Annotated in this window: 14 protein-coding genes and 1 riboswitch; of the genes, 2 read left to right on the top strand and 12 right to left on the bottom strand. The window is 69.0% G+C overall.

What is annotated here, in order from left to right:
* On the top strand, positions 1–1,842 hold a 1,842-nt coding region (locus G1H10_RS11435; protein WP_163737023.1), incomplete at its 5' end, for an HNH endonuclease signature motif containing protein.
* Positions 1,843–1,892: 50 nt separating this feature from the next.
* Here G1H10_RS11435 and G1H10_RS11430 read toward each other — a convergent pair.
* The 10 genes from G1H10_RS11430 to G1H10_RS11385 all read right to left on the bottom strand — a co-directional run bounded on the left by G1H10_RS11430 (position 1,893) and on the right by G1H10_RS11385 (position 15,379).
* Positions 1,893–2,516: a GNAT family N-acetyltransferase gene (locus tag G1H10_RS11430; RefSeq protein ID WP_163737020.1), complete on the bottom strand. Its 624-nt coding sequence runs from the start codon at positions 2,514–2,516 to the stop codon at positions 1,893–1,895.
* A gap of 105 nt (positions 2,517–2,621) precedes the next feature.
* Positions 2,622–3,719: a branched-chain amino acid aminotransferase gene (locus G1H10_RS11425; protein WP_163737017.1), complete on the bottom strand. Its 1,098-nt coding sequence runs from the start codon at positions 3,717–3,719 to the stop codon at positions 2,622–2,624.
* A 204-nt stretch (positions 3,720–3,923) separates the two neighbouring features.
* Positions 3,924–4,733 (bottom strand): glycerophosphodiester phosphodiesterase family protein, encoded by an 810-nt coding sequence (locus tag G1H10_RS11420; RefSeq protein WP_163737013.1) that lies wholly within the window; start codon positions 4,731–4,733, stop codon positions 3,924–3,926.
* Positions 4,734–4,994: 261 nt separating this feature from the next.
* The gene (locus G1H10_RS11415) at positions 4,995–6,032 is read right to left on the bottom strand and encodes a 3-isopropylmalate dehydrogenase (protein ID WP_163737011.1); all 1,038 of its coding nucleotides are present in this window, start codon (positions 6,030–6,032) and stop codon (positions 4,995–4,997) included.
* A gap of 745 nt (positions 6,033–6,777) precedes the next feature.
* Positions 6,778–8,367, bottom strand: a complete 1,590-nt coding sequence (serA, locus tag G1H10_RS11410) for a phosphoglycerate dehydrogenase (protein ID WP_163737008.1) — start codon at positions 8,365–8,367, stop codon at positions 6,778–6,780.
* Positions 8,368–8,532: 165 nt separating this feature from the next.
* The gene (locus G1H10_RS11405; protein ID WP_163737005.1) at positions 8,533–9,198 is read right to left on the bottom strand and encodes a TenA family protein; all 666 of its coding nucleotides are present in this window, start codon (positions 9,196–9,198) and stop codon (positions 8,533–8,535) included.
* A gap of 100 nt (positions 9,199–9,298) precedes the next feature.
* On the bottom strand, positions 9,299–10,096 hold the full coding sequence (thiD, locus tag G1H10_RS11400; protein ID WP_163737002.1) for a bifunctional hydroxymethylpyrimidine kinase/phosphomethylpyrimidine kinase: 798 nt from the start codon (positions 10,094–10,096) through the stop codon (positions 9,299–9,301).
* Positions 10,093–10,923 carry a thiamine phosphate synthase gene (thiE, locus tag G1H10_RS11395; RefSeq protein ID WP_163736999.1) on the bottom strand — a complete coding sequence of 277 codons (831 nt, stop codon included), beginning with the start codon at positions 10,921–10,923 and terminating at the stop codon, positions 10,093–10,095. The genes thiD and thiE overlap by 4 nt, the downstream gene beginning before the upstream one ends.
* Entirely contained in the window at positions 10,920–11,714 is a 795-nt protein-coding gene (gene thiM, locus G1H10_RS11390) for a hydroxyethylthiazole kinase (protein WP_163737204.1), read from the bottom strand. Before thiM ends, thiE begins: the two co-directional genes overlap by 4 nt.
* 67 nt (positions 11,715–11,781) lie before the next feature.
* A riboswitch (TPP riboswitch) is annotated at positions 11,782–11,871 on the bottom strand.
* 238 nt (positions 11,872–12,109) lie between these two features.
* Positions 12,110–15,379: a glycoside hydrolase family 2 TIM barrel-domain containing protein gene (locus G1H10_RS11385; protein WP_163736996.1), complete on the bottom strand. Its 3,270-nt coding sequence runs from the start codon at positions 15,377–15,379 to the stop codon at positions 12,110–12,112.
* 84 nt (positions 15,380–15,463) lie between these two features.
* Here G1H10_RS11385 and G1H10_RS11380 point away from each other — a divergent pair, with 84 nt between their 5' ends.
* Positions 15,464–16,204, top strand: coding sequence for a phosphotransferase (locus G1H10_RS11380; RefSeq protein ID WP_163736994.1), 741 nt, complete (start codon positions 15,464–15,466; stop codon positions 16,202–16,204).
* Here G1H10_RS11380 and ppk2 read toward each other — a convergent pair.
* Positions 16,182–17,021, bottom strand: a complete 840-nt coding sequence (gene ppk2 / locus G1H10_RS11375) for a polyphosphate kinase 2 (RefSeq protein ID WP_174264250.1) — start codon at positions 17,019–17,021, stop codon at positions 16,182–16,184. The two genes, G1H10_RS11380 and ppk2, sit on opposite strands and share 23 nt — an antisense overlap.
* Positions 17,022–17,164: 143 nt before the next feature.
* Complete coding sequence (locus tag G1H10_RS11370; protein WP_163736992.1) at positions 17,165–19,411, bottom strand: outer membrane protein assembly factor BamB family protein; 2,247 nt, start codon at positions 19,409–19,411, stop codon at positions 17,165–17,167.
* Positions 19,412–19,526 lie beyond the last annotated feature (115 nt).

Here is a 19,526-nt window from a genome sequence, read left to right as displayed (position 1 = left end):
ACCAACGACCCCGACAACGGCACCGGCGACGACCACGGCCACGGTGACGACCCCGACAGCCCCGGTGGTTCCGACGACCAGGGCAACGGCAGCGACCCCGACGGCGACGACGACGGCGGCGACGACGACGGCGACGACGACGGCGGCGACGGGCCTGGTGGTTCCGGCGACGGCAGCGACCCTGACGGTTCGGGCGGTTCCGACGGTCCGGGTGGCGGTAGCGGGCCTGACGCACCCGACGACGACAGCCCCGGTGACGACGGCTCCGGCGGCGGTGACGCCGCCGGCGACGGTGGCCCTGGCTCTGGCGGCGGCCCTGCGAGCCGTGACTCCGGCCGGCGCGGCGGCAAGGATGGTTCCTCCAGCGCTCGCACCACGAGCACGAACACGTCCGGTCCTCACGATGACGCGGGCACGACTGGCCCTGCCGGCCAGACCGATACGCCCGGCACGGGCACTGTTGGCGCAGGTGCGGCTGGCACGGGCACGCCCGGCGCAGGCGCGGGCGGTAGCGGTGTGACCAGCTCTCCCGCCGGCGACAACACAGCCGCGGCTGATGCGCATGGTGCGGGTGTGTCATCGTCGTGCCCTGGTGTGGGTGGTTGGTCGGTGCCGGAGTTGCGTATCGGGTTGGCGAGCCTGCTCGGTGTGGACGAGCACCCCGGTGAGATCCCCGCCTGGGACTTCGTCCCCGCCGCCGTCGCCCGCCGGATCGCCGCACGGATGCACTCCGCGCAGTGGCGGTTCGCCATCTGCAACGACGACGGGCAGTTGATCCAGACCGGGATCACCACCGCCCGGCCCCGCTCACCCGACGAACAAACCGTGCGTCGGGATACCCGCCGTGGCGGGATCCTCGAACTGCATGTCACCATCTCGATGCTGGCCCGCCTGGCCACCCTGGTGCACACGGACGCGGACGCGGACCCGGACACCCGGGCGGCGGACGAGCCTGCCCACGCCCAGATACCGGTGCAGGAGTGTGCCCGTTGGGCCGCGGTCATCACCGACCTCGCCCGCCAACACGCCGATGCCACCGCCGGCGAGACCACCACCGGCACCGAAACGGGTTCGAGTAACGGTTCCGACACCGCGACGGGCCCCGGCACCGAGACGAGCTCGGGTAACGGTTCCGAGATGGGTTCCGGCGCGGGGGCGGGTTCACGCTCCGGGTCCGGCGCGGGGACAGGCTCGGATGACGACGCGGACGCGGGGGTGCGTCGGCGTCGGGCCGGGGCGGGGCTGCGCCGGCATATCCAGATCCGGGACCGCTGCTGCACGCATCCGACGTGTCGTATGCCCGCCGTACGGGCGGATCAGGACCACGAACACGAGTTCTGCCTCGGCGGGCTCACCGTCGCGGGCAACCTGGCCTGCCTATGCCGCCACGACCACCGCCTACGCCACGACGGCGGCTGGAAAGCCCACCGCCCCGACACCGGCACCACCATCTGGCACAGCCCGCTCGGACACCGCTACACCAACCGCGCCCCAGCGATCATCCCCACCCTGCCCAACCCCCACCCCGCAACCACCAGGAACGACCACCACACCAACGACGACGACGGAGCCGGCGACGACGGGCACGGCAGTAAGGCGCGTGTGGCCGAGAAACTACGCCGCATCCGCCAAGCCACCGCGACCGCCGACCAACATGATCGCCACGCCGATAGCGCCGATCACACGGGAGAAACCACAGACCCCGGCGAAACCACAGACCCCGATGGCACTACGGAGCCCGATGATGGCACGAACCGCACCGCAGAGGAGGACACGACGACAAGCACCAGCGAACAACGCCTCAGCGTCCGCCCCGAAGACGACGAAATCCCGCCCTTCTGACGGCAGACATCTGAGCTGCGCCAGGACAAGCTACGCCCTGGCGCAGCTCGTCATGCGTCCGTGCCGGTATTGGCATCCATGCCGGTCGTCGCACCTGCCGGGGGCCGCCACATCGCCCACAACGTAGGACCGCCGGTTCCCAAATGGCGCTCGGCCGTGAACTCGAAGCCGAGGCGCTGATAGAAGGCGTGGTTGTCCGCGTTGGTGGTCTCAAGATGAATCCCGAGCCCAGCCTTCTCGGCACGCTCGAGCCCAGGCGCCAACACCGCTCGTCCAACTCCTCGACGCTGCAGGTCGGGCTCGACCGCGAGGAAATGCAGATAGGCATGTGGTTCGGCCGGCGTGACATCTCTGATACCCGCCAGCCCTTGTGCCACCGATGCCGCATGTTCGGCGTCGACGAGTGCAGAAAGGAGACCAGAGACGGTCGGTAGCAGCGGCCGTGCCGACGACGGATCCGAAGATCTGGACGCCGATCCGTCGGGCATCCGCCACACCGCAACGGCATCGACACTGTCGTCGCCGACGACATCCACGTATCCGCTTTCCACGTAATGCTCGACGAACAAGCCCAGCCATGCCGCCGCCGCGCTCTGCCGACTCCGTCGATCCGGGAAGATCCAGGCCATCAGCGGATCCGAATCGTACGCCCGCGCAAGCAAGGCTCGCACCATCCGAACAGAAGAAACAGACCCGTCCCAGCTACGCGGCTCAGTGTGCACGATCCTTACGCTATCGCCACAGAAGGTCTGTAGTGCGGACGCCGACCCTCGGCCGCGTCACATGATGCGATGCATCCACCCGTGCCTGTCCTGGGCGCGGCCGTACTGGATATCGAGCAGCGCGGTACGGATCTCCTGCGTGACGGGGCCGGGTTCATCCCCCATCCGCAATTCCCCGCCGTTCCACGCCAGCCGGCCCAGCGGCGTGACGACCGCGGCGGTGCCGCAGGCGAACACCTCGGTGATCTCCCCGGAGGCGACGCCCTCGCGCCACTCGTCGATCGAGACGGCGCGCTCCTCCACCTTGTGCTGGAGATCGGCAGCAAGGGTCAGGATCGAGTCCCTGGTGATGCCCTCAAGGATCGTCCCGGTCAACGATGGAGTCGTGATCGACCCGTCAGCACGGACGAAGTAGAGGTTCATGCCGCCGAGTTCTTCGACCCACTTGCGCTCCTGCGCATCCAGGAAGCACACCTGGTCACACCCGTTGACGAGCGCCTCCTGCTGAGCAACCAGGCTGGCCGCGTAGTTCCCGGCACACTTCGCGGCCCCGGTACCGCCGGGAGCAGCACGCGTGTACTCGGACGAGAGCCAGATGCTCACCGGCTTCACACCGGATGCGAAGTAGGCACCGGCCGGGGACGCGATGACGCTGTACGTCACGTGCTTGGCCGGCCGGACTCCAAGGAAGACCTCGGAAGCGAACATGAACGGCCGCAGATAGAGGCTGGTCTCGCCGCCCGAAGGAACCCACTCCGAGTCAGTCCGGACCAGCAGGTCCAGCGACTCCACAAATGACTCGACCGGAAGCTCCGGCAGCGCCATACGCGCGGCACTACGCTGGAATCGAGTGCCGTTCGCGTCCGGCCGGAACGTCCAGATCGACCCGTCCTCGTGCCGATAAGCTTTGAGCCCTTCGAAGATCGACTGGGCGTAGTGCAAAGTAGCGGTGGCGGGATCGAGCGACAGCGGACCATACGGGCGCAGGCCGGCGTCGTGCCAGCCGGCATCCGGCGTCCACGTCGCCATGATCATGTGATCGGTGAACGACGTCCCGAATCCTGGATTCGCCAGGATCTCCGCCCGACGCTCAGCCGGTACCGGACTCGACGAAAAGGTCGTCGAGAACTCCAGTGCCGGCGCGGTCGCAGTCATGGCGTGGTCCCTTCACCAAGTTGATAGTGGTCCGACATAACGCGACGTCGAACTCTGTCGATGGTCCAAAGATAGTAGGACGTCCAAGAAGAAGCCAGCACGCCGCCCCCGGAAATTCGCGTCCGGACGCGTAGCGAATCATGCAGCCGAGTCACAGGGCGGAATCACGCAGCGGAGTCACCGAGCGGCGTCATGGATGCGCTATCACCGGGCGGAGTCGGTAGCCGGGAAGTGGACGGACGGCGTCGGAGCGTGCCAGATGCCTTCGGCGATCATGACCTCGCGCAGCACGTCCGGCCGATCCGTGATGATGCCGTCGACGCCCGCGGCGATCAGCCGCCGCATGACGTCCGGATCGTCCACCGTCCAGACCACGAGCCGCAGGCCACGCTGGTGCGCACGGGTGACCAGACGGTCCATGAAGACCGGTACCCGGCCCAGTCGCAGCGGAACATGGGCGAACTCCCCCGTCATCACGCGCCTGGGGGCGGCGACCCGCAGCCGCGCGCAGCCGAGCCAGGAAACGAGCGCACGCCATCCGAGAGCGCAGGTCAGCTCTGGACCCACAGCCGCGCGGAGTTGCGTCAGCCACCCGTCCCAGGCGCCTGCGAGACACACCCGCGCCGCCGCGCCGGTCCTCCGCAGCACGTCGGCCAATGGCTCGATGGCGGCCTCGTCCTTGACATCGATGATGAAACACGCGTCGGGGAAGGCGAGCAGGACATCATCCAGGCGTGCCACCGGCTCGGTGCCGCCGACCGCCAGCCGGCGGACGTCGTCCCACGTGTGGCGGACCACCTGCCCGCGCCCATCCGTGACACGCCCGAGCTTGGCGTCGTGGAACGCCAGACAGACGCCGTCGGCGGTCACCCTGACGTCGGTCTCGAGATAGCGGTAGCCCAGCGCGTAGGCCCGGCTGAACGCCGCCACCGTGTTCTCTGGAGCCAGCCCGGCGCCGCCCCGGTGGGCGATCGCCAGGAATCCATCGTCACTGCCGTACCGTGGCGCGGTCACGGCTCATATCGTCGCATCGATCGCCCACCCATGCGGCCCGAGTATACGATCTCCCCCGAAGGTTCATTGCTCGTTCACCAGCGACGATGGCCGCCCGCACGGAGGAACGACAGATACAGGAGCGCACGCTGGCCCTTCATCGCGATCTACGTGCGTGTGCCACGTGCCAGCGAGATTCACGACGACCGACGGTTCCCGACCACGTCCGATTCATGCCGCCATGGCGCAACTCGCCTACGCCTTCGCTCAGTGGCCCTTCCGTCACCCGGAGACGCGGGCGGCCAATGCGTCGCCGATCTCCGAGGTGCGGCGCTTGGCGTCGCCCCGGCTCGCCAGGTCCGCCACCACCGCGTCGCTGATCCGCCGTGCCGCATCCGCGTGTCCGAGGTGCTCGAGGAGCAGGCCGACGGACGACACGGTCGCCGTCGGATCGGCGATCCCCTGCCCGGCGATATCCGGCGCCGACCCGTGCACCGGTTCGAACATCGACGGCGCGCTCCGGTCCGGGTTGACGTTCCCGCTGGCGGCGAGTCCGATACCACCGGAGATGGCAGCCGCGAGGTCAGTGATGATGTCGCCGAAGAGGTTATCGGTGACGATGACGTCGAACCGCGACGGATCGGTCACCATGAAGATCGTCGCGGCGTCGATGTGCAGGTAATCGACCGACACGTCGGGATACTCCTGCCCGACCCGTTCGACGGTGCGCCGCCAGAGGTGGCCTGCGTGCACGAGCACGTTGTGCTTGTGGATGTAGGTCAGTTTGCGACGCGGCCGGGCCTGCGCCCGGCGGAAGGCGTCACGGACGACCCGCTCCACACCGAAGGCGGTGTTGACGCTGACCTCGTTGGCGATCTCGTGCGGTGTGTCGACGCGGAGTGCGCCGCCGTTGCCGACGTACGGCCCTTCGGTGCCCTCCCGCACCACGACGAAGTCGACTTCGCCCGGGTCGGCCAGCGGCGTCTGCACACCGGGCACGATCCGCGATGGACGCAGGTTGACATAGTGATCGAACGCGAAGCGCAGCTTGAGCAGCAGACCGCGCTCGAGGACGCCGCTGGGCACAGTCGGATCACCGATGGCGCCGAGCAAGATCACGTCGTGCTCGCGAAGCTCCTCCAGGACGGAATCCGGGAGAGTCTCACCGGTGGCGTGCCAACGACGAGCACCCAGGTCATATTCGGTCGGGGACACCTTGATGTCACCCAAGGCGACGTCCAGTACCTTGAGACCCTCGGCCACGACTTCGGGCCCGATGCCGTCGCCCGGAATGACGGCAAGATTGATGTTCTGCGCCATGCGGATACGGTATCGCGGCGTCCGCATGGCGGTACCGGTAGCTCACCATTCGGACTGATCATTGATCTCGCTATACGAGATACTAGGTCATCCTACGAGACAACACGCCGGATCCAGGCGTACCGTGCTGAGTGTCATGCAGTGGTCGGTACGCATTCTTAGCCGCCGCGACGAGGCCCGATAAGGCTGGCCCCTCGTCGCGGAGTTCGGTGTACCCGCTGGCCCACCCGTAGCGACGACCACTGCAGCACCCGCAATCCGGGCGCGGAGTTCGAACCACACGACAAGCCCGTCGGAACAGACGCCACAAGCACTGCCCCGGCGACACCGGTGAGATCCACCTGTACGTGCGGACGAGCCCTGTGGTCACGCCCGTCGACGCGGGTTCCATCCAGGAGCATGTCAGAGGTTGGAAAGATGACCGAAGAACAAGAGACACAACAGGCGCGGCAAGCCCTGCAGGAAGCGATCGACCGACGCGACAACGGCGGCGAGGCCGGCCGCTGAGTTCGGGCGGCCGCTGAGTTCGGGCGGTCACTGAGTTCGGCCCGTCACTGAGTTCAGCCTGTCGCTGAGCTTCTCGCAGCAGGCAGGACGCGCCACAACGCACGGAACGGCCCGCACCCATCCAGGGTGCGGGCCATTCGCGCGCTCGCCGTCAAGTCAGGGCGGTACGACTTGCGCCGCCACTACTCATGCTGCTGCTCGTGCTGCTACTGCTCGGGCGAGCTACTACTCGGACGGCCTACTCGTCCAGGTCGACGGTACGGCCCCACTCGGCACCGATCGCCTGCACGATGTTGTCCAGCGCGGGCGTCGGAATCGCCTGGTCCACGGTCATGGCCACGAGTGCGTGTCCGCCCTTGGTGTCCCGGCTGACCTGCATACCGGCGATGTTCACACCGGCCTCGCCGAGCACCCGCCCGACCGTGCCGACGACGCCCGGCTTGTCGACGTAGCGGAAGAACGCCATGTGCTCGGCCGGGAACGCCTCGATGTCGTAGCCCAGCACCTCGACGATCTTCTCGACGTGCTTCGGGCCCGACAACGTCCCGGACACCGACACCTTCCGGCCGTCAGGAAGGGTCCCGCGCACCGTCACCAGGTTGCGGTAGTCCGGCGACTCCTCGTAGGTCTTCAGCTGGACCTCGACGCCACGGTCGGCGGCGATGACCGGAGCGTTGACGTAGGAGACCTGCTCCTCGACGACGTCCATGAAGACACCCTTCAGAGCCGCGAGCTCCAGCACCTTCACGTCCTGGCTGGCGATCTCGCCACGGACGACGACATCGAGCTGGCTCGCCGCGCCGCCGGCCAGACCGGTGAAGATCCGGCCGAGCTTCTCGGCGAGCGGAATCCCAGGCCGCACCTCCTCCGCGATGGCGCCGCCCTTGACGTTGACCGCGTCCGGCACCAGCTCACCGGCGAGCGCCAGGCGCACCGACTTGGCCACCGAGATACCGGCCTTCTCCTGCGCCTCGGCCGTGGAGGCGCCCAGGTGCGGTGTGACGACGACCGATTCGAAGTCGAACAGCGGCGACTCGGTGCAGGGCTCAGAGGCGAACACGTCGATACCGGCGCCGGCGACGCGGCCTTCCTTCAGCGCAACCGCGAGCGCGTGCTCATCGACGATCCCACCACGCGCGGCGTTGATGATCCGCACGGTGGGCTTGACCTTCCGCAGTGCCTCTTCGCCGATCAAGCCCGCCGTCTCCGGCGTCTTCGGCAGATGAACGGTGATGAAGTCGCTCTTCGCGAGCAGTTCATCCAGCGACATCATCTCGACGCCCATCTGGGCACCACGCGCGGCCGACACGTAGGGGTCGTACGCGACGAGTTCGACGCCGAACGCCGCCAGCCGCTCCGCGACCAGCGCACCGATACGGCCCAGCCCCACAATGCCGACGGTCTTCTCCAGAAGCTCGGTTCCGGAGTACTTGCTCCGCTTCCACTCTCCACCCTTGAGCGCCTGGTTCGCCGGCGCGATGTTGCGTGCCGTGGCCAGCAGCAACCCGACCGCCAGCTCCGCGGCACTGGTGATGTTGGAGGTAGGTGCGTTGACGACCATGACGCCGGCCTGAGTGGCCGCCTTCACGTCGACGTTGTCCAAGCCCACACCGGCGCGGGCGATGACCTTGAGGTTCTTCGCGGCCTCGATGGCCTCGGCGTCCACCTTCGTCGCGCTGCGGACCAGGATCGCGTCCACGTCGGCGATGGCCGGGAGCAACTCCGCCCGATCGGCTCCATTGGCGCGACGGATCTCGAAGTCCGGTCCAAGCGCATCGACAGTGGCTGGCGAGAGTTCCTCAGCGATCAGTACGACGGGCTTGCTCACGTGGTTTACACCCTCTTCTAGTGTCGTGCGACCTCGGTGGGTACATGTGGGCGAGCGCGACACTGGGCCCGATGGCTGACGATTGTAACGTCTATGTGTCCTACTCGAAAGCGATCCCAACAATACGCGGCCCGGCCGACTCCTCCCGTGCGCCACCGTTCCGGCTCACGGAACCGGCCACGACTCACCCCGGTACGACGCGTCCCAGAACATCCACTCGAACCGCGAAGCCCGAGCGTACGCCGCATGCATCGCCTCCAGCTGCGGCCCATGGCCGGGCGCCTGCTCGTCGGCGATCTCCTCCGCGCGCCTGGTGTCCTCCGCGAACGCCGGATCACCGTAGGTGGACAGCCATGCCGCGTACGGATGGTCCGGATTCTCCGCCAGCACCCCGGCGAAATGCTGACCGACCTCGGCGTAGATGCGGAAACATGGCAGCAATCCGGCCAGCGCCACCGGAGCCGGAGCGACCATCGCATCGGCCAGAAGTGTGTGCACGTAGGCCAGACAGGTCGGCGTCGGCTCCGACGTCATCCGGTCGATGTCGACGCCCGCCTCTCCCAGCAACGACGAGTGCAACATGCGTTCCGCTTCGATGGCGCCGGCGGCGAACTTGGCGATCGACGCCGCGCCCTCGGGCTCCGGCCACCGGGCGGCCGTGGTCGCCAGCGCACGCGAGTACCGGGCGAGATAGTGCGCGTCGTCGACGATGTAGCGGAGGAACACCTCCCGGTCCAGGCTGCCGTCCCCCAGTTCCCGGACGAACGGATGGTCCAGAATCGCGTCGTACCAGGGCTTCGCGCGCTGCCATGCGTCGGCGGAGAATCCCATGTCTCGTATCGCTCCTTGTCTCATGCCGGTCATGTCTCTTGTGGATGTCCTGCCGACCAGCACGGCGCTGATCGTGTCGTGGCCGTTCGTGCGATGGCCGTCAGCTCCACATCGCGTGGAAGTGGTGCACCGGCCCGTATCCCCCGCCGACGCTCAGCGTGTCAGCCGCGCGCAGCGCGTCGGTGAGGTAACGCTTCGCCTCCTCGACCGCGTCGCGCAGCGGTTTGCCGTGCGCCAGTCCGACGGCGATCGCCGACGAGAACGTGCACCCCGTGCCGTGGGTGTTCTTGGTGGCCACGCGGGGCGCCCGCAGCTCGTGCACACCGTCGGCGTCGACCAGGACATCGATCGCCTCCGCTCCGCCGCCATGCCCACCCTTGACGACGACGGCCGAGGCACCCCGGTCGCGCAGTTCCGCGCCGGCCTCCGCCATCCGGTCCGCGCCGACCTCCGGCCAGCCGAGCAGCGTCGCCGTCTCCGGCAGGTTCGGCGTGAGGACGGTGGCCAACGGGAGCAACCGATCCCGGATCGCGACCACCGTCTCGTCCGAGACGAGCCGGTCACCCGACGTGGCCACCATCACCGGATCGACCACCAGGTTGCGCACCGAGTACTTCCGCACCGCCGCCGCGACCGCGTCGACGACGTCCGGATCGCCGAGCATCCCGGTCTTCACCGCCCGCACGTCCAAATCCTCGAAGAGCGCGGAGAGCTGCTGCGCGACGAACTCGCCCGACACCGGCATGACGCCGGTCACGCCGCGCGTGTTCTGCGCGGTCAGAGCGGTAAGCGCCGCGGCCCCGTATGCCCCGAGCGCGGAGAAGGTCTTCAGGTCGGCCTGTATGCCCGCACCACCGGACGGGTCCGAGCCGGCGACCGAGAGAACCGTCGGGATCATCTGGTCGTCACTCCTCGCTGTTCGGGGTCATGTGGCTCGAGGCCGCGTGGCTGCCGCGGATCCGAGCGCCGCGCGCGCAGCGCGTCGTCGACCGCGGCGCGCAGCCCGGCCGCGGCGGCCTCGGGATCGTCCGCGCCGAAGACGCCGGACACCACGGCGACGCCGTCGGCACCGGCGGCGATCACCTCAGCTGCTCGCTCCGGCGTGTTGATACCGCCGATGCCGACCAGCGGAAGCGAGGTCCGTCGGCGCAAGGCGGCGACACCGGGCGGGCCGAGGGCGTCGGCGGTGTCCGTCTTGGTGGGCGTGCGCCACACCGGACTGGCCGCCAGGTACGAGCACGCCTCGGTCTCACCCGGCGGGCGCTGCGCCACCGACGATTCGCCCACCGAGGATTCCTCCGCCGCACGCTGCTCGGGAAGCGTCTCCAGGGACGGCGACAGCTGCTCGAGAGTCTCGACCGACCAGCCGATGATCGCCTGCTCGCCCAGCTCGCGGCGGACGGCCGACGGCGGGGCATCCCGGACGCCGACGTGCAGCCCGGCGCCGACGTGTCGCGCGACGTCCAGGCGGTCGTTCACCACCAGCGGGACACCGGACGGACGCAGCGCGTCCATCAGCGCCTCCGCCTGCCGCAGTAGCTCATCGTCGCTTGCCTGCTTATCCCTGAGCTGGACCAGCGTGGCGCCGCCGGCCACGGCGGCCAAGCACATCTCGACCAGCCGGTCGGCCGGCGCCAGCGACGGGTCGGTCACCACGTAGAGCCGCACGTCCAGTCCGGATCGGTCCGGCAGCTCCTCGCCGGGTGGCCGCTGCCTGACGATCATGAGAGCCGGACCCCGGAGATAACCGCCCGTTCATTGAGCGTGTACAACTCGTCGAGCAGCCTCCACCGCAGCGTGCCGGGCCCTGGCGATCCCACCGCCGCCCGCTCGCCGGCCAGGCCGAACACCGCGAGGGCGCACACGGTAGCGAGCAGCGGCTCGTCGGCGGTGGCGAGGAACGCCCCGACGATCGCGCTGGCCGCGCAGCCCATCGCGGTGACCTTGGCCATCATCGGGTCTCCGCCGGTGACACGCACGGTGCGGGTGCCGTCGGTGACCACGTCGACATCCCCGGTCACCGCGACCACCCCGCCCGTCCGACCGGCCAGGTCGGCGGCGGCGTCGACGGCGGCCGACGAGGCGTCGGTCGAATCCACGCCCTTGCCGCTGCCCGCCGCGCCGGCGAGCGCCAGGATCTCGCTCGCGTTTCCGCGCACCACGGTCGGGTTCAGCTCGAGCAGTTCGGCCGCGGTCTTGGTCCGGTACGACGTCGCGCCGGCAGCCACCGGATCGAGCACCCACGGGGTGCCGCGTTCCCGGGCGACCCGGGCCGCATCGTGCATCGACTCGACCCAGGACGGAGACAAGGTCCCGATGTTCACCACCACCGCTCCGGCGATTCCGGCGAAATCGGCGGCCTCTTCGCGAGCATGCACCATAGCCGGCGAGGCCCCTGCCGCCAGCAGCGCATTAGCCGAGAGATCCATCGCGACGTAGTTGGTGATGTTCTGCACCAGCGGGCCTTGCTGCCGCATCGCGTCGAACGCCGCCCACACGTCGGCGGGCGTCGGCATGGCGGCCATCGCGCTCCTTCCCTGCCGGGGTGGGAGGCGGTCGGCGGCGGAGATGTTGCTGGGTATCCGCACTACCGTGTCGGCTCCCTGCGCCGGCATGACCCGGATCAGGTTCGGCGGGTGTGTTCTCAGCCCTCAGGCACCCCGGCCGATCGGTACATTCCCTAACTTACCCGAGCGAAGCAGCCTACGCACACACCGACGTCGCCGGCGAAGGTGCCGAGCAGCCGAGGGGCGAAGCGGCAGAAGGGCGAAGGCGCGGCGGGGCCAAGCCGCGGCGGACGCACGCCTTTCGATACCCGACCCTCGATCATGAAGACGACTTCAGGGCGCCAGAACACCCTGAAGTCGTCTTCATCGACGATGATTCGCCGTACGATCGGGGCCCTGTGCGCTCAGCCCGAGCGGCCGACGCGGAACACGAGACCGAAACGTGCCGCTGCCGGGCGGAGCTCATGCTGTGGGAGCACGCCAGGGCCACATGAGGCGGACCCGATGCCGTGCTGCGCCAGGTCCAGGTTGACGTAGACGCGGTCCCGCGGGATCAGTTCATGCGGGTGCCTGGCCTCGTCGAGGTCCTGGCTCGTCCAGCGGCGAACGGTCAGTCCGAACACGGGTGCGCCCTCGACGCGCAGTGTGGTCTGCCCGCCACCCGCGTCCGCCGCGGTCAGCTCGGCCCAGCGCACATCGAGACGGTGGCCGTTCTCCTGCGGGTACACGTACGGCGTCTGCATCTCCTCGACGCTGGACGTGTAGCGGCCGACGCGCGCGGCCTGCCGGGTGTCCGGATACGCCTCGCCGGGGCCGTGTCCGAACCACGTCACCTGGCCGAACGACGCGGGGAGCGCCAACCGCACGCCCAGCCGTGGCAGCGGGATGTCCGGCCATGTTCCGACCGGCTCGACGTCCACGTCCAAACGCAGCGCGCCGGCACCGGTGGGTGCATCGTCGTCGAGCGCATGGTCGCCGTCGAGCGCATGGTCGTCGTCGAGCGCATGGTCGCCGTCGAGCGCATGGTCGCCGTCGAGCGCATCGTCGCCGGTGACCGACCACCGATACGTCGTCCGCAGCCCGAACTGCACGGCGGCGGGTGCCAGTCTCGCCCGCACGACGAGCGAGGTGCCTTCCGCCGCACCGCCCGCGACGTCGGCCGATACGTCCGCTCCGTCGGTCAGACCGGACGCGGCGCCGGTCCCGACGATGACCTCGTCGGTGCGGTGCCGCATCCGGTGCAATCCGGCACGACGCCACTCCTTGGCGGGGGCATCGCCCATGCCGTCGTCGTTGTCCGTCGGCGCACGCCAGACATCCAGCAGTGGCCCGTCGACGTCGATGCCGCCCAGCCGGAGCAGCCTCCCGTCGTGGGGGTCGAACTCGCCGGGACCGATCCGCACGGTCGCGTCAGACACGCCCGCGGTCCCGATACCCGCGGTCCCGATACCTGCGATCCCGGCACCTACGTTCCCGGCAGCTACGTTCCCAGCACCTGCGTTCCCAGCACCTGCGTTTCCGGTATCGGCGGCGCGGCCGTCGGGGTCAGGCGTGGCCGTCGTCGCGGCCGGGAGATCCCCCGCGACGAGTCCCTGCCCCCAGGCGACCTCGTGTCCGGCGGGTGCCCACGGCGCGTCGGCGGCGAGCACCGCCCGGACCGTCAGCCAGCCTTCTCCCCCGGTCTCGGCCAGCGAGATCTCCAGTTCCGTGGACTCGCCCGCGGCCAGAACCGGCAGCTCCAGAAGCCCGGAGTCGACCTGCACGCCGTCGTCCTCAAGCACCCACTGGTACGCGAACCCGGAGGTGTCGGCGAAGTCGTGCAGGTTGGTCACCCGCACGCGCGCGGCGCCGGAGCCGGCAGGCTCGACCGTGATCCGCAGCGGTTCGATGACCTTCTTGAACTCGATCAGGCCCGGCGACGGAGTGCGGTCCGGGAACACCAGCCCGTCGGCGATGAAGTTGCCGTCGTGCAGTTCCTCGCCGAAGTCACCGCCGTAGCCGAAGAACTCGCGGCCGTCCTGGTCACGGGTCCGGATACCGTGGTCGATCCACTCCCAGACGAACCCACCCTGGCAGCGGTCGTACTTCTCGAACAGCTCCTGGTACTCGGTCAGGCCACCAGGACCGTTGCCCATCGCGTGCGCGTACTCGCAGAGGATGAACGGCTTGTTCCGGCGCGCGGCATCCAATTCCGCGTCGTCAAGCGGCTCCTCCTCGCGACGCCCGATCAGGTCCACCTCCGCATGCGGCGCGTACATCCGGCTGTAAACGTCGGAGCAGGCGGCGGTGCGGTCACCCTCGTAATGCACGGGCCGCGATGGGTCGTTCTCCTTCGCCCATGCGTACATCGCCATCAGGTTGGAGCCGACGTGCGACTCGTTGCCCAGCGACCACATCACGACGCTGGGACGGTTCTTGTCCCGGTGCACCATCCGTCGCATCCGGTCGAGATAGGCATCGCGCCAGCGCTCGTCGTCGGACGGGTTGTTCCGCCAGTCCTCGAAGCAGAAGCCGTGCGTCTCGATGTCGCACTCGTCGATCACGTACAGGCCGTACTCGTCGCACAGCTCGAGGAATCGCGGGTGCGGCGGATAGTGGCTGGTGCGCACGGCGTTGATGTTGTGCCGCTTCATCAGCAGGATGTCATCGAGCATGTCCTGCTCGGTGAGGGCGCGGCCGCGATCCGGATGGAACTCGTGCCGGTTCACGCCCCGGAACAGAACACGGCGCCCGTTGACCTTGAGCACGCCGTCCTCGATCACCACCCGGCGGAACCCGATGCGCAGCCGGATCCGCTCGACCGGCGTGACCAGCTCGGCGTCGTAGAGTCGCGGCGTCTCCGCACTCCACGGCTCGACTCCGGCGACGAGGACGTCCTCGCCCGCCGGTGCATCGATCCCGAGTTCGGGGATCACGACGCGCGCTCCCGCCACCGCCTCGTTGCCTCCCGCGGAGTCAGCGCCCGAGCCCGCACCGTCCAGCGCGCTGCGCAGGTCGACGCGGAGATGTCCCGAGCCGGTGACATGGTCGAAATCGGCGTGAACGCTCACATCCTCGACGGCACCCGCCGGGCGGGCCAGCAGGGTCACATCCCGGAAGACGCCGGACAGCCACCACATGTCCTGGTCCTCCAGGTAGCTGCCCGCGGACCACTGATGCACGCGTACCGCCAGCACGTTCTCCTCGCCCACGCGCAACGCCGACGTCACGTCGAACTCCGCCGGCAGCCGGCTGCCCGTCGCGAACCCGAGTTCGCTCCCGTTCAGCCATGCCTGGAAGGACGAGTCGACCCCGTCGAAACGCAGCACGAACCGGCCCGCACCGGCCTCGCCGCTTGCGGCGTTCCACGAGTCTGGAACGGTGAAGGCGTAGCGATACTCGCCGGTGGGGTTCTCCTCCGGCGGCGTCGGCGGATCGATCGGGAATGGGTACACGACGTTGGTATACGCCGGTGCGCCATAACCATGCTGCTGCCAGTTGGACGGCACCGGTAAGCGCTTCCACGGCGCGTCGTCGAAGGCCGGGTCGTGGAATCCCTCCGTGGCCCGGCTGACCGTCGGCACCAGGTTGAACCGCCACTCGCCGTTCAGGGACAGCGACGGCGCATCCGAGTCGAACGTCGAACGTGGGGGCAAGACTCCGGAACTCGGGGTGAAGTCTGCGTAGTACGGCAAGAAGCTGTCCTCTCATCGTCTCGGAGCGACCGGCCGTCCTCGGGCGACGCCGGCGCGCGACGTGTCGTCACATACGCTAGCCGCATGCCACCGCTCCTGGCATCCGGGCGCGACGCCGACGTCTACGCGATCGCACCGGGACGTGTGCTCCGGCGCAATCGAGATGGTTCCAGTCCGGCCGCAGAGGCAGAGGTCATGGCGCACGTGCGCGCGCACGGTTTCCCCGCACCACGGGTGTTCCGAGTGGACGGTGCCGACCTCGAGCTGGAACGCCTGGACGGTCCGACCATGCTGACCGTCCTGCTCGGCGGAACTCTCGACGCCGACGACGCCGCCGCCATCCTGGTGGACCTGCACCGACAACTGCACGCCCTACCGCCGATGCCCACCGGCAGCCGCCCCCAGCCCGGCGCCGCCGACCGGTTGGACATGGCGTATCCGCAGGGCCGGATCGATCCCGACGGCTGCGTCGTCCACCTCGATCTGCATCCGCAGAACGTGCTCCTCACCGGGCGCGGCCCGGTCCTCATCGATTGGACCAACGCGCGTCATGGCCCGGGTGATCTGGATACGGCGCTCACCGCGCTCATCCTCGGCCAAGCCGCGTCGGGCAACCTGGGCCCCATCCCGGGCCTGGACCTCGGCGCCCTCGCCGCCGCCGCGCTGGATGTGCTCACGTCGTTCCTGGCCCAGGTCGACGGCGATCCGGGGCGGTTACTCGATCGAGTGGTGGCGTATCGAGCGGCGGACCCGAACATCCACGCGACGGAGTCGGACGGCCTGGATGAGGCGGCGTCGCTCGTTAGAGCACATCTTCCGCGCTGAGCTTCGCGGCGTGGTCGGGCACGTGGGTCTGCATGTCTCGCGGCGGACGCTCATAGCCGGTGGCGGGCGGCCGTGGCGGTAACGCGATGGGCTCGTGTTCCACCTCGGTATACGCGATGGTGGACAGGAAATGCGCGATCATGTTGATCCGAGCACTGCGCTTGTCGTCGCTTTCCACGACGTACCATGGCGCCTCCGGGATGTCCGTGTGCAGCATCATGTCGTCCTTGGCGCGCGAGTACTCCTCCCAGCGGTTGATCGATTCCACGTCCATCGGGGAGAGCTTCCAGCGGCGCATCGGGTCCTCCAGCCGGGACCGGAAGCGCCGTTCCTGCTCCTGGTCACTGACCGAGAACCAGTACTTGCGCAGCAGGATCCCGTCATCGACCAGGAGGCGCTCGAAGATCGGGCACTCCCGGTAGAAGCGCAGATACTCCTCGCGCGTGCAGAACTCCATCACCCGTTCCACGCCGGCGCGGTTGTACCAACTGCGGTCGAACAGGACGATCTCTCCCGCCGCCGGCAGGTGTTCCACGTAACGCTGGAAGTACCACTGGGTGCGTTGCCGGTCCGACGGCGCGGGCAATGCGACGACGCGTGCGATCCTGGGGTTGAGGTACTCCCGGAACCGCTTGATCACGCCGCCCTTTCCGGCCGCGTCGCGCCCCTCGAACACGACCACGACGCGTGCGCCCTCGGCCCGCACCCACTCCTGGACCTTGACCAGCTCGCCCTGGAGCCGGAACAGCTCGGCCTCGTAGAGCTTCTTCTTCATTCGTGGTGCGCGTGGCATGCCGCCGGAATCGCCCTCGTTCATCGTCTCCACCGTCGTACCTCCCGGCCACACCCGGGCGTGGTGCGCTGAGTGCACGTGCATGGTGCGGCGGCTGCACGCCAGATTATCGCGGAAAGCGCCTCCCCACGCGCATTCGCCGCACCATGCCGAGCCGGGTGATGAACTCAGGGGAGGTCGATACCGTGCAGCATGCCGTCCTGGTCGCCGAAGACGAATGTCCCATCGACGACGACGGGTGTGCTGAAAGTGTTCGCCGGGCCGACCTGCAGCTGGTGCACCATATCCCCGGTCGCCAGATCGACGCCGGCCATCAGCCCGGTGGTGGCGACCGTCCATGCCGTCCCGCCGGCGACGACGGGCCCCGCGTTGAGCGTGCGGGCACCGAGTTCAGTGCGCCAGGCGGCGACGCCGGTTGCCGGATCGACCAGGTGGAACGCGCCCCATTCGTCTGCTAGCAGCAGCGCACCGTCGTCAATCAGCCGGGACGCCGGATACATGCAGCCCGCCGCCACCCTCCAGCGTTCCTCGCCGCTGGCCCGGTCAACGGCGAACGTCGTCGTCACCGTCGCGAACAAGACCAGTCCCTCCGGGAGCAGTTCGACCGTGTCGTCCCACGGCCCGTACAACAGCCGGCCATATGTGTCCTGGCGCGTCGTCGTGTTGAACGTCCACAGCCGCTCCCCGGTGCCCGCGTCGAAGGCGTGCGCGTAGCCGTCGCCGCTGCCGGCATACACCCGCTCCCCGTCACAAGCGACCCGCCCGGCGAAGAATCCGCGCAGGTCAGCCGCCCAGATCTGGGTGCCGTCCGCTGCGGCGACCGCGTGCAGCGTAGTCCCGGCCGAGAAGATCACCGTCTCGGTGCCGTCGATCGCGGTCACCTGCGGCGCGCTCAGCACGGGATCGCCGACGTCCAGGCTCCAGCGGTCCGCGCCGCTCTGCGCGTCGAGCGCGTAGAGCCGGTGGTCCGACGACGGCAGGTAGACCGTCGACCCGTCGTCGGTGAACGCGGCCGCCCGGTACACCGGCCCCAGCTCCCGTTGCCACTCGGTACGGCCGCGCGCCGCGTCCACCGCGGCGACCACGCCTCCGGTGCTGGCGGCGAGCACCACGCCGTCTCGTTCCGCCAGCGCGCCCTGGATGCTGCCGGCGAGCTCCACGGTCCACCGGGAGTGCGGCGTGCTGTCGATCCGCGGGATCTCGAACCTCTGGGTGGTCTCGTAGGTGGCGCCGTCGCCGCCGACGACGCGTAGCTGCATGCGGTGCATACCCGGCGGTAGGTCCGCGACGGCGACCTCACCCGACCACCACCGGCTCCTGCCGGTGGCCGCCAGGTCGATCCACGACCCGGCGCTGCGCCCGCCGAAGACATGCTGCGGGTACACCTGGGCGTGCACGCCGGCAGGGGTCGCGTCCCGGCCGGCGTCGACGCGCACCGTGACGGCCGGGCCTCCGGAACGGTCGATGACGACACGGCGGGGGCGCAGCAGACGGCCCTCTCCGTTGCCGCTGAGCGGGATGGTGGTCATCTCCTCGGCGGTCTCCGTACCGGCGGCGTCCACCCGGACGGACGTCACGCGCAGCACCGGGTGACCGTCGTCGACGTGCCGTTCCACCCAGTAGTAGACCGCTTCGTTACGCGACGCCGAACCGGTGACCTGGGTGAATCCGTTGAACCGGTAGACGGTCTCGCGGTGTACGTGGCCGGCGAAGATCGCCCGGACCGGCAGATCGGCGACAGTGGCGAACAAGGCGTCCTGATCATTGAGGTAATAGTGGTCGGCGCCGAGCGGAAAGTGCAGGAACAGCACGCTCGGGGCCGCATCGCGCAGGTCACGGGCGATCCAGTCCAGATGCCCGGGGCCGAAGTTCCCCGGCTCCTGCAGCAGCTGCGTCGGATCCAGCCCGACCACGTGTAGCCCGGACATGTCGAACGAGTACGGCGCCGGGCCGAAGAGTTCGCGGTACAACTGGGCCGCGTTGACATCCCAGCGGACGTCATGGTTACCGGGTACGTGTCGCATCCGGTCCTGCAGGCTGTCCGGGATCGTCTCCAGATACGCGCCGTATGCCGCCTCACCGCCGTAGTCCGCGACGTCGCCGCAGTTGAGCACGAACGACGGATCCCGTTCGGCGATCGAGTCGAAGACCCGTGCCAGCAGGTCGAGACGGGCGGGCTGATCCGCGTTCGCGTGCGTATCGGTCACCACCGCGAAGGTCGGTGTCGGTCCCTGCCCAGGCTCGTCCTCACCGGGAACCGCCGTCGCGGCATGCGCGGGGCGCGTACCGGCGTCGATGGCGGTCGCCGCGGTCATGCCCGCGATCGTGCCCGCGCCGGCGAGCGCCAACAGCCTGCGCCGACTGACCACGGCATGGGAGGAACGTTCGGTCGCTTCCTGCGGATGGGTCGTCATCGCTGCTCCTTACGGTGACGGCTGGTGCCGTCACGGTAAGGAACGTGATCAAGCCGCCGAAGGCGTGCAGGTGAACTCGCCCGATCCAGTTGGTGACCAGCCCCGCCGCCCCACG

This window comes from Phytoactinopolyspora halotolerans (assembly GCF_010550675.1).
GTDB lineage: Bacteria > Actinomycetota > Actinomycetes > Jiangellales > Jiangellaceae > Phytoactinopolyspora > Phytoactinopolyspora halotolerans.
The sequence above is the reverse complement of the archived record's forward strand: the minus strand, read 5'-3'. Positions and strand labels throughout refer to the sequence as shown.

Bases quoted from the DNA above. Each gene is read 5' to 3' on its own strand.
- thiE (WP_163736999.1), bottom strand. From the start codon at position 10,923: ATGATCGTCAGGCAGCGGCCACCCGGCGAGGAGCTGCCGGACCGATCC.
- ppk2 (WP_174264250.1), bottom strand. From the start codon at position 17,021: ATGAACGAGGGCGATTCCGGCGGCATGCCACGCGCACCACGAATGAAG.
- G1H10_RS11425 (WP_163737017.1), bottom strand. From the start codon at position 3,719: ATGACTGCGACCGCGCCGGCACTGGAGTTCTCGACGACCTTTTCGTCG.
- G1H10_RS11405 (WP_163737005.1), bottom strand. From the start codon at position 9,198: ATGGGATTCTCCGCCGACGCATGGCAGCGCGCGAAGCCCTGGTACGAC.
- G1H10_RS11430 (WP_163737020.1), bottom strand. From the start codon at position 2,516: ATGGTGCGAGCCTTGCTTGCGCGGGCGTACGATTCGGATCCGCTGATG.
- G1H10_RS11415 (WP_163737011.1), bottom strand. From the start codon at position 6,032: ATGGCGCAGAACATCAATCTTGCCGTCATTCCGGGCGACGGCATCGGG.
- G1H10_RS11380 (WP_163736994.1), top strand. From the start codon at position 15,464: ATGCCACCGCTCCTGGCATCCGGGCGCGACGCCGACGTCTACGCGATC.
- thiD (WP_163737002.1), bottom strand. From the start codon at position 10,096: ATGATCCCGACGGTTCTCTCGGTCGCCGGCTCGGACCCGTCCGGTGGT.
- G1H10_RS11370 (WP_163736992.1), bottom strand. From the start codon at position 19,411: ATGACGACCCATCCGCAGGAAGCGACCGAACGTTCCTCCCATGCCGTG.
- thiM (WP_163737204.1), bottom strand. From the start codon at position 11,714: ATGCCGACGCCCGCCGACGTGTGGGCGGCGTTCGACGCGATGCGGCAG.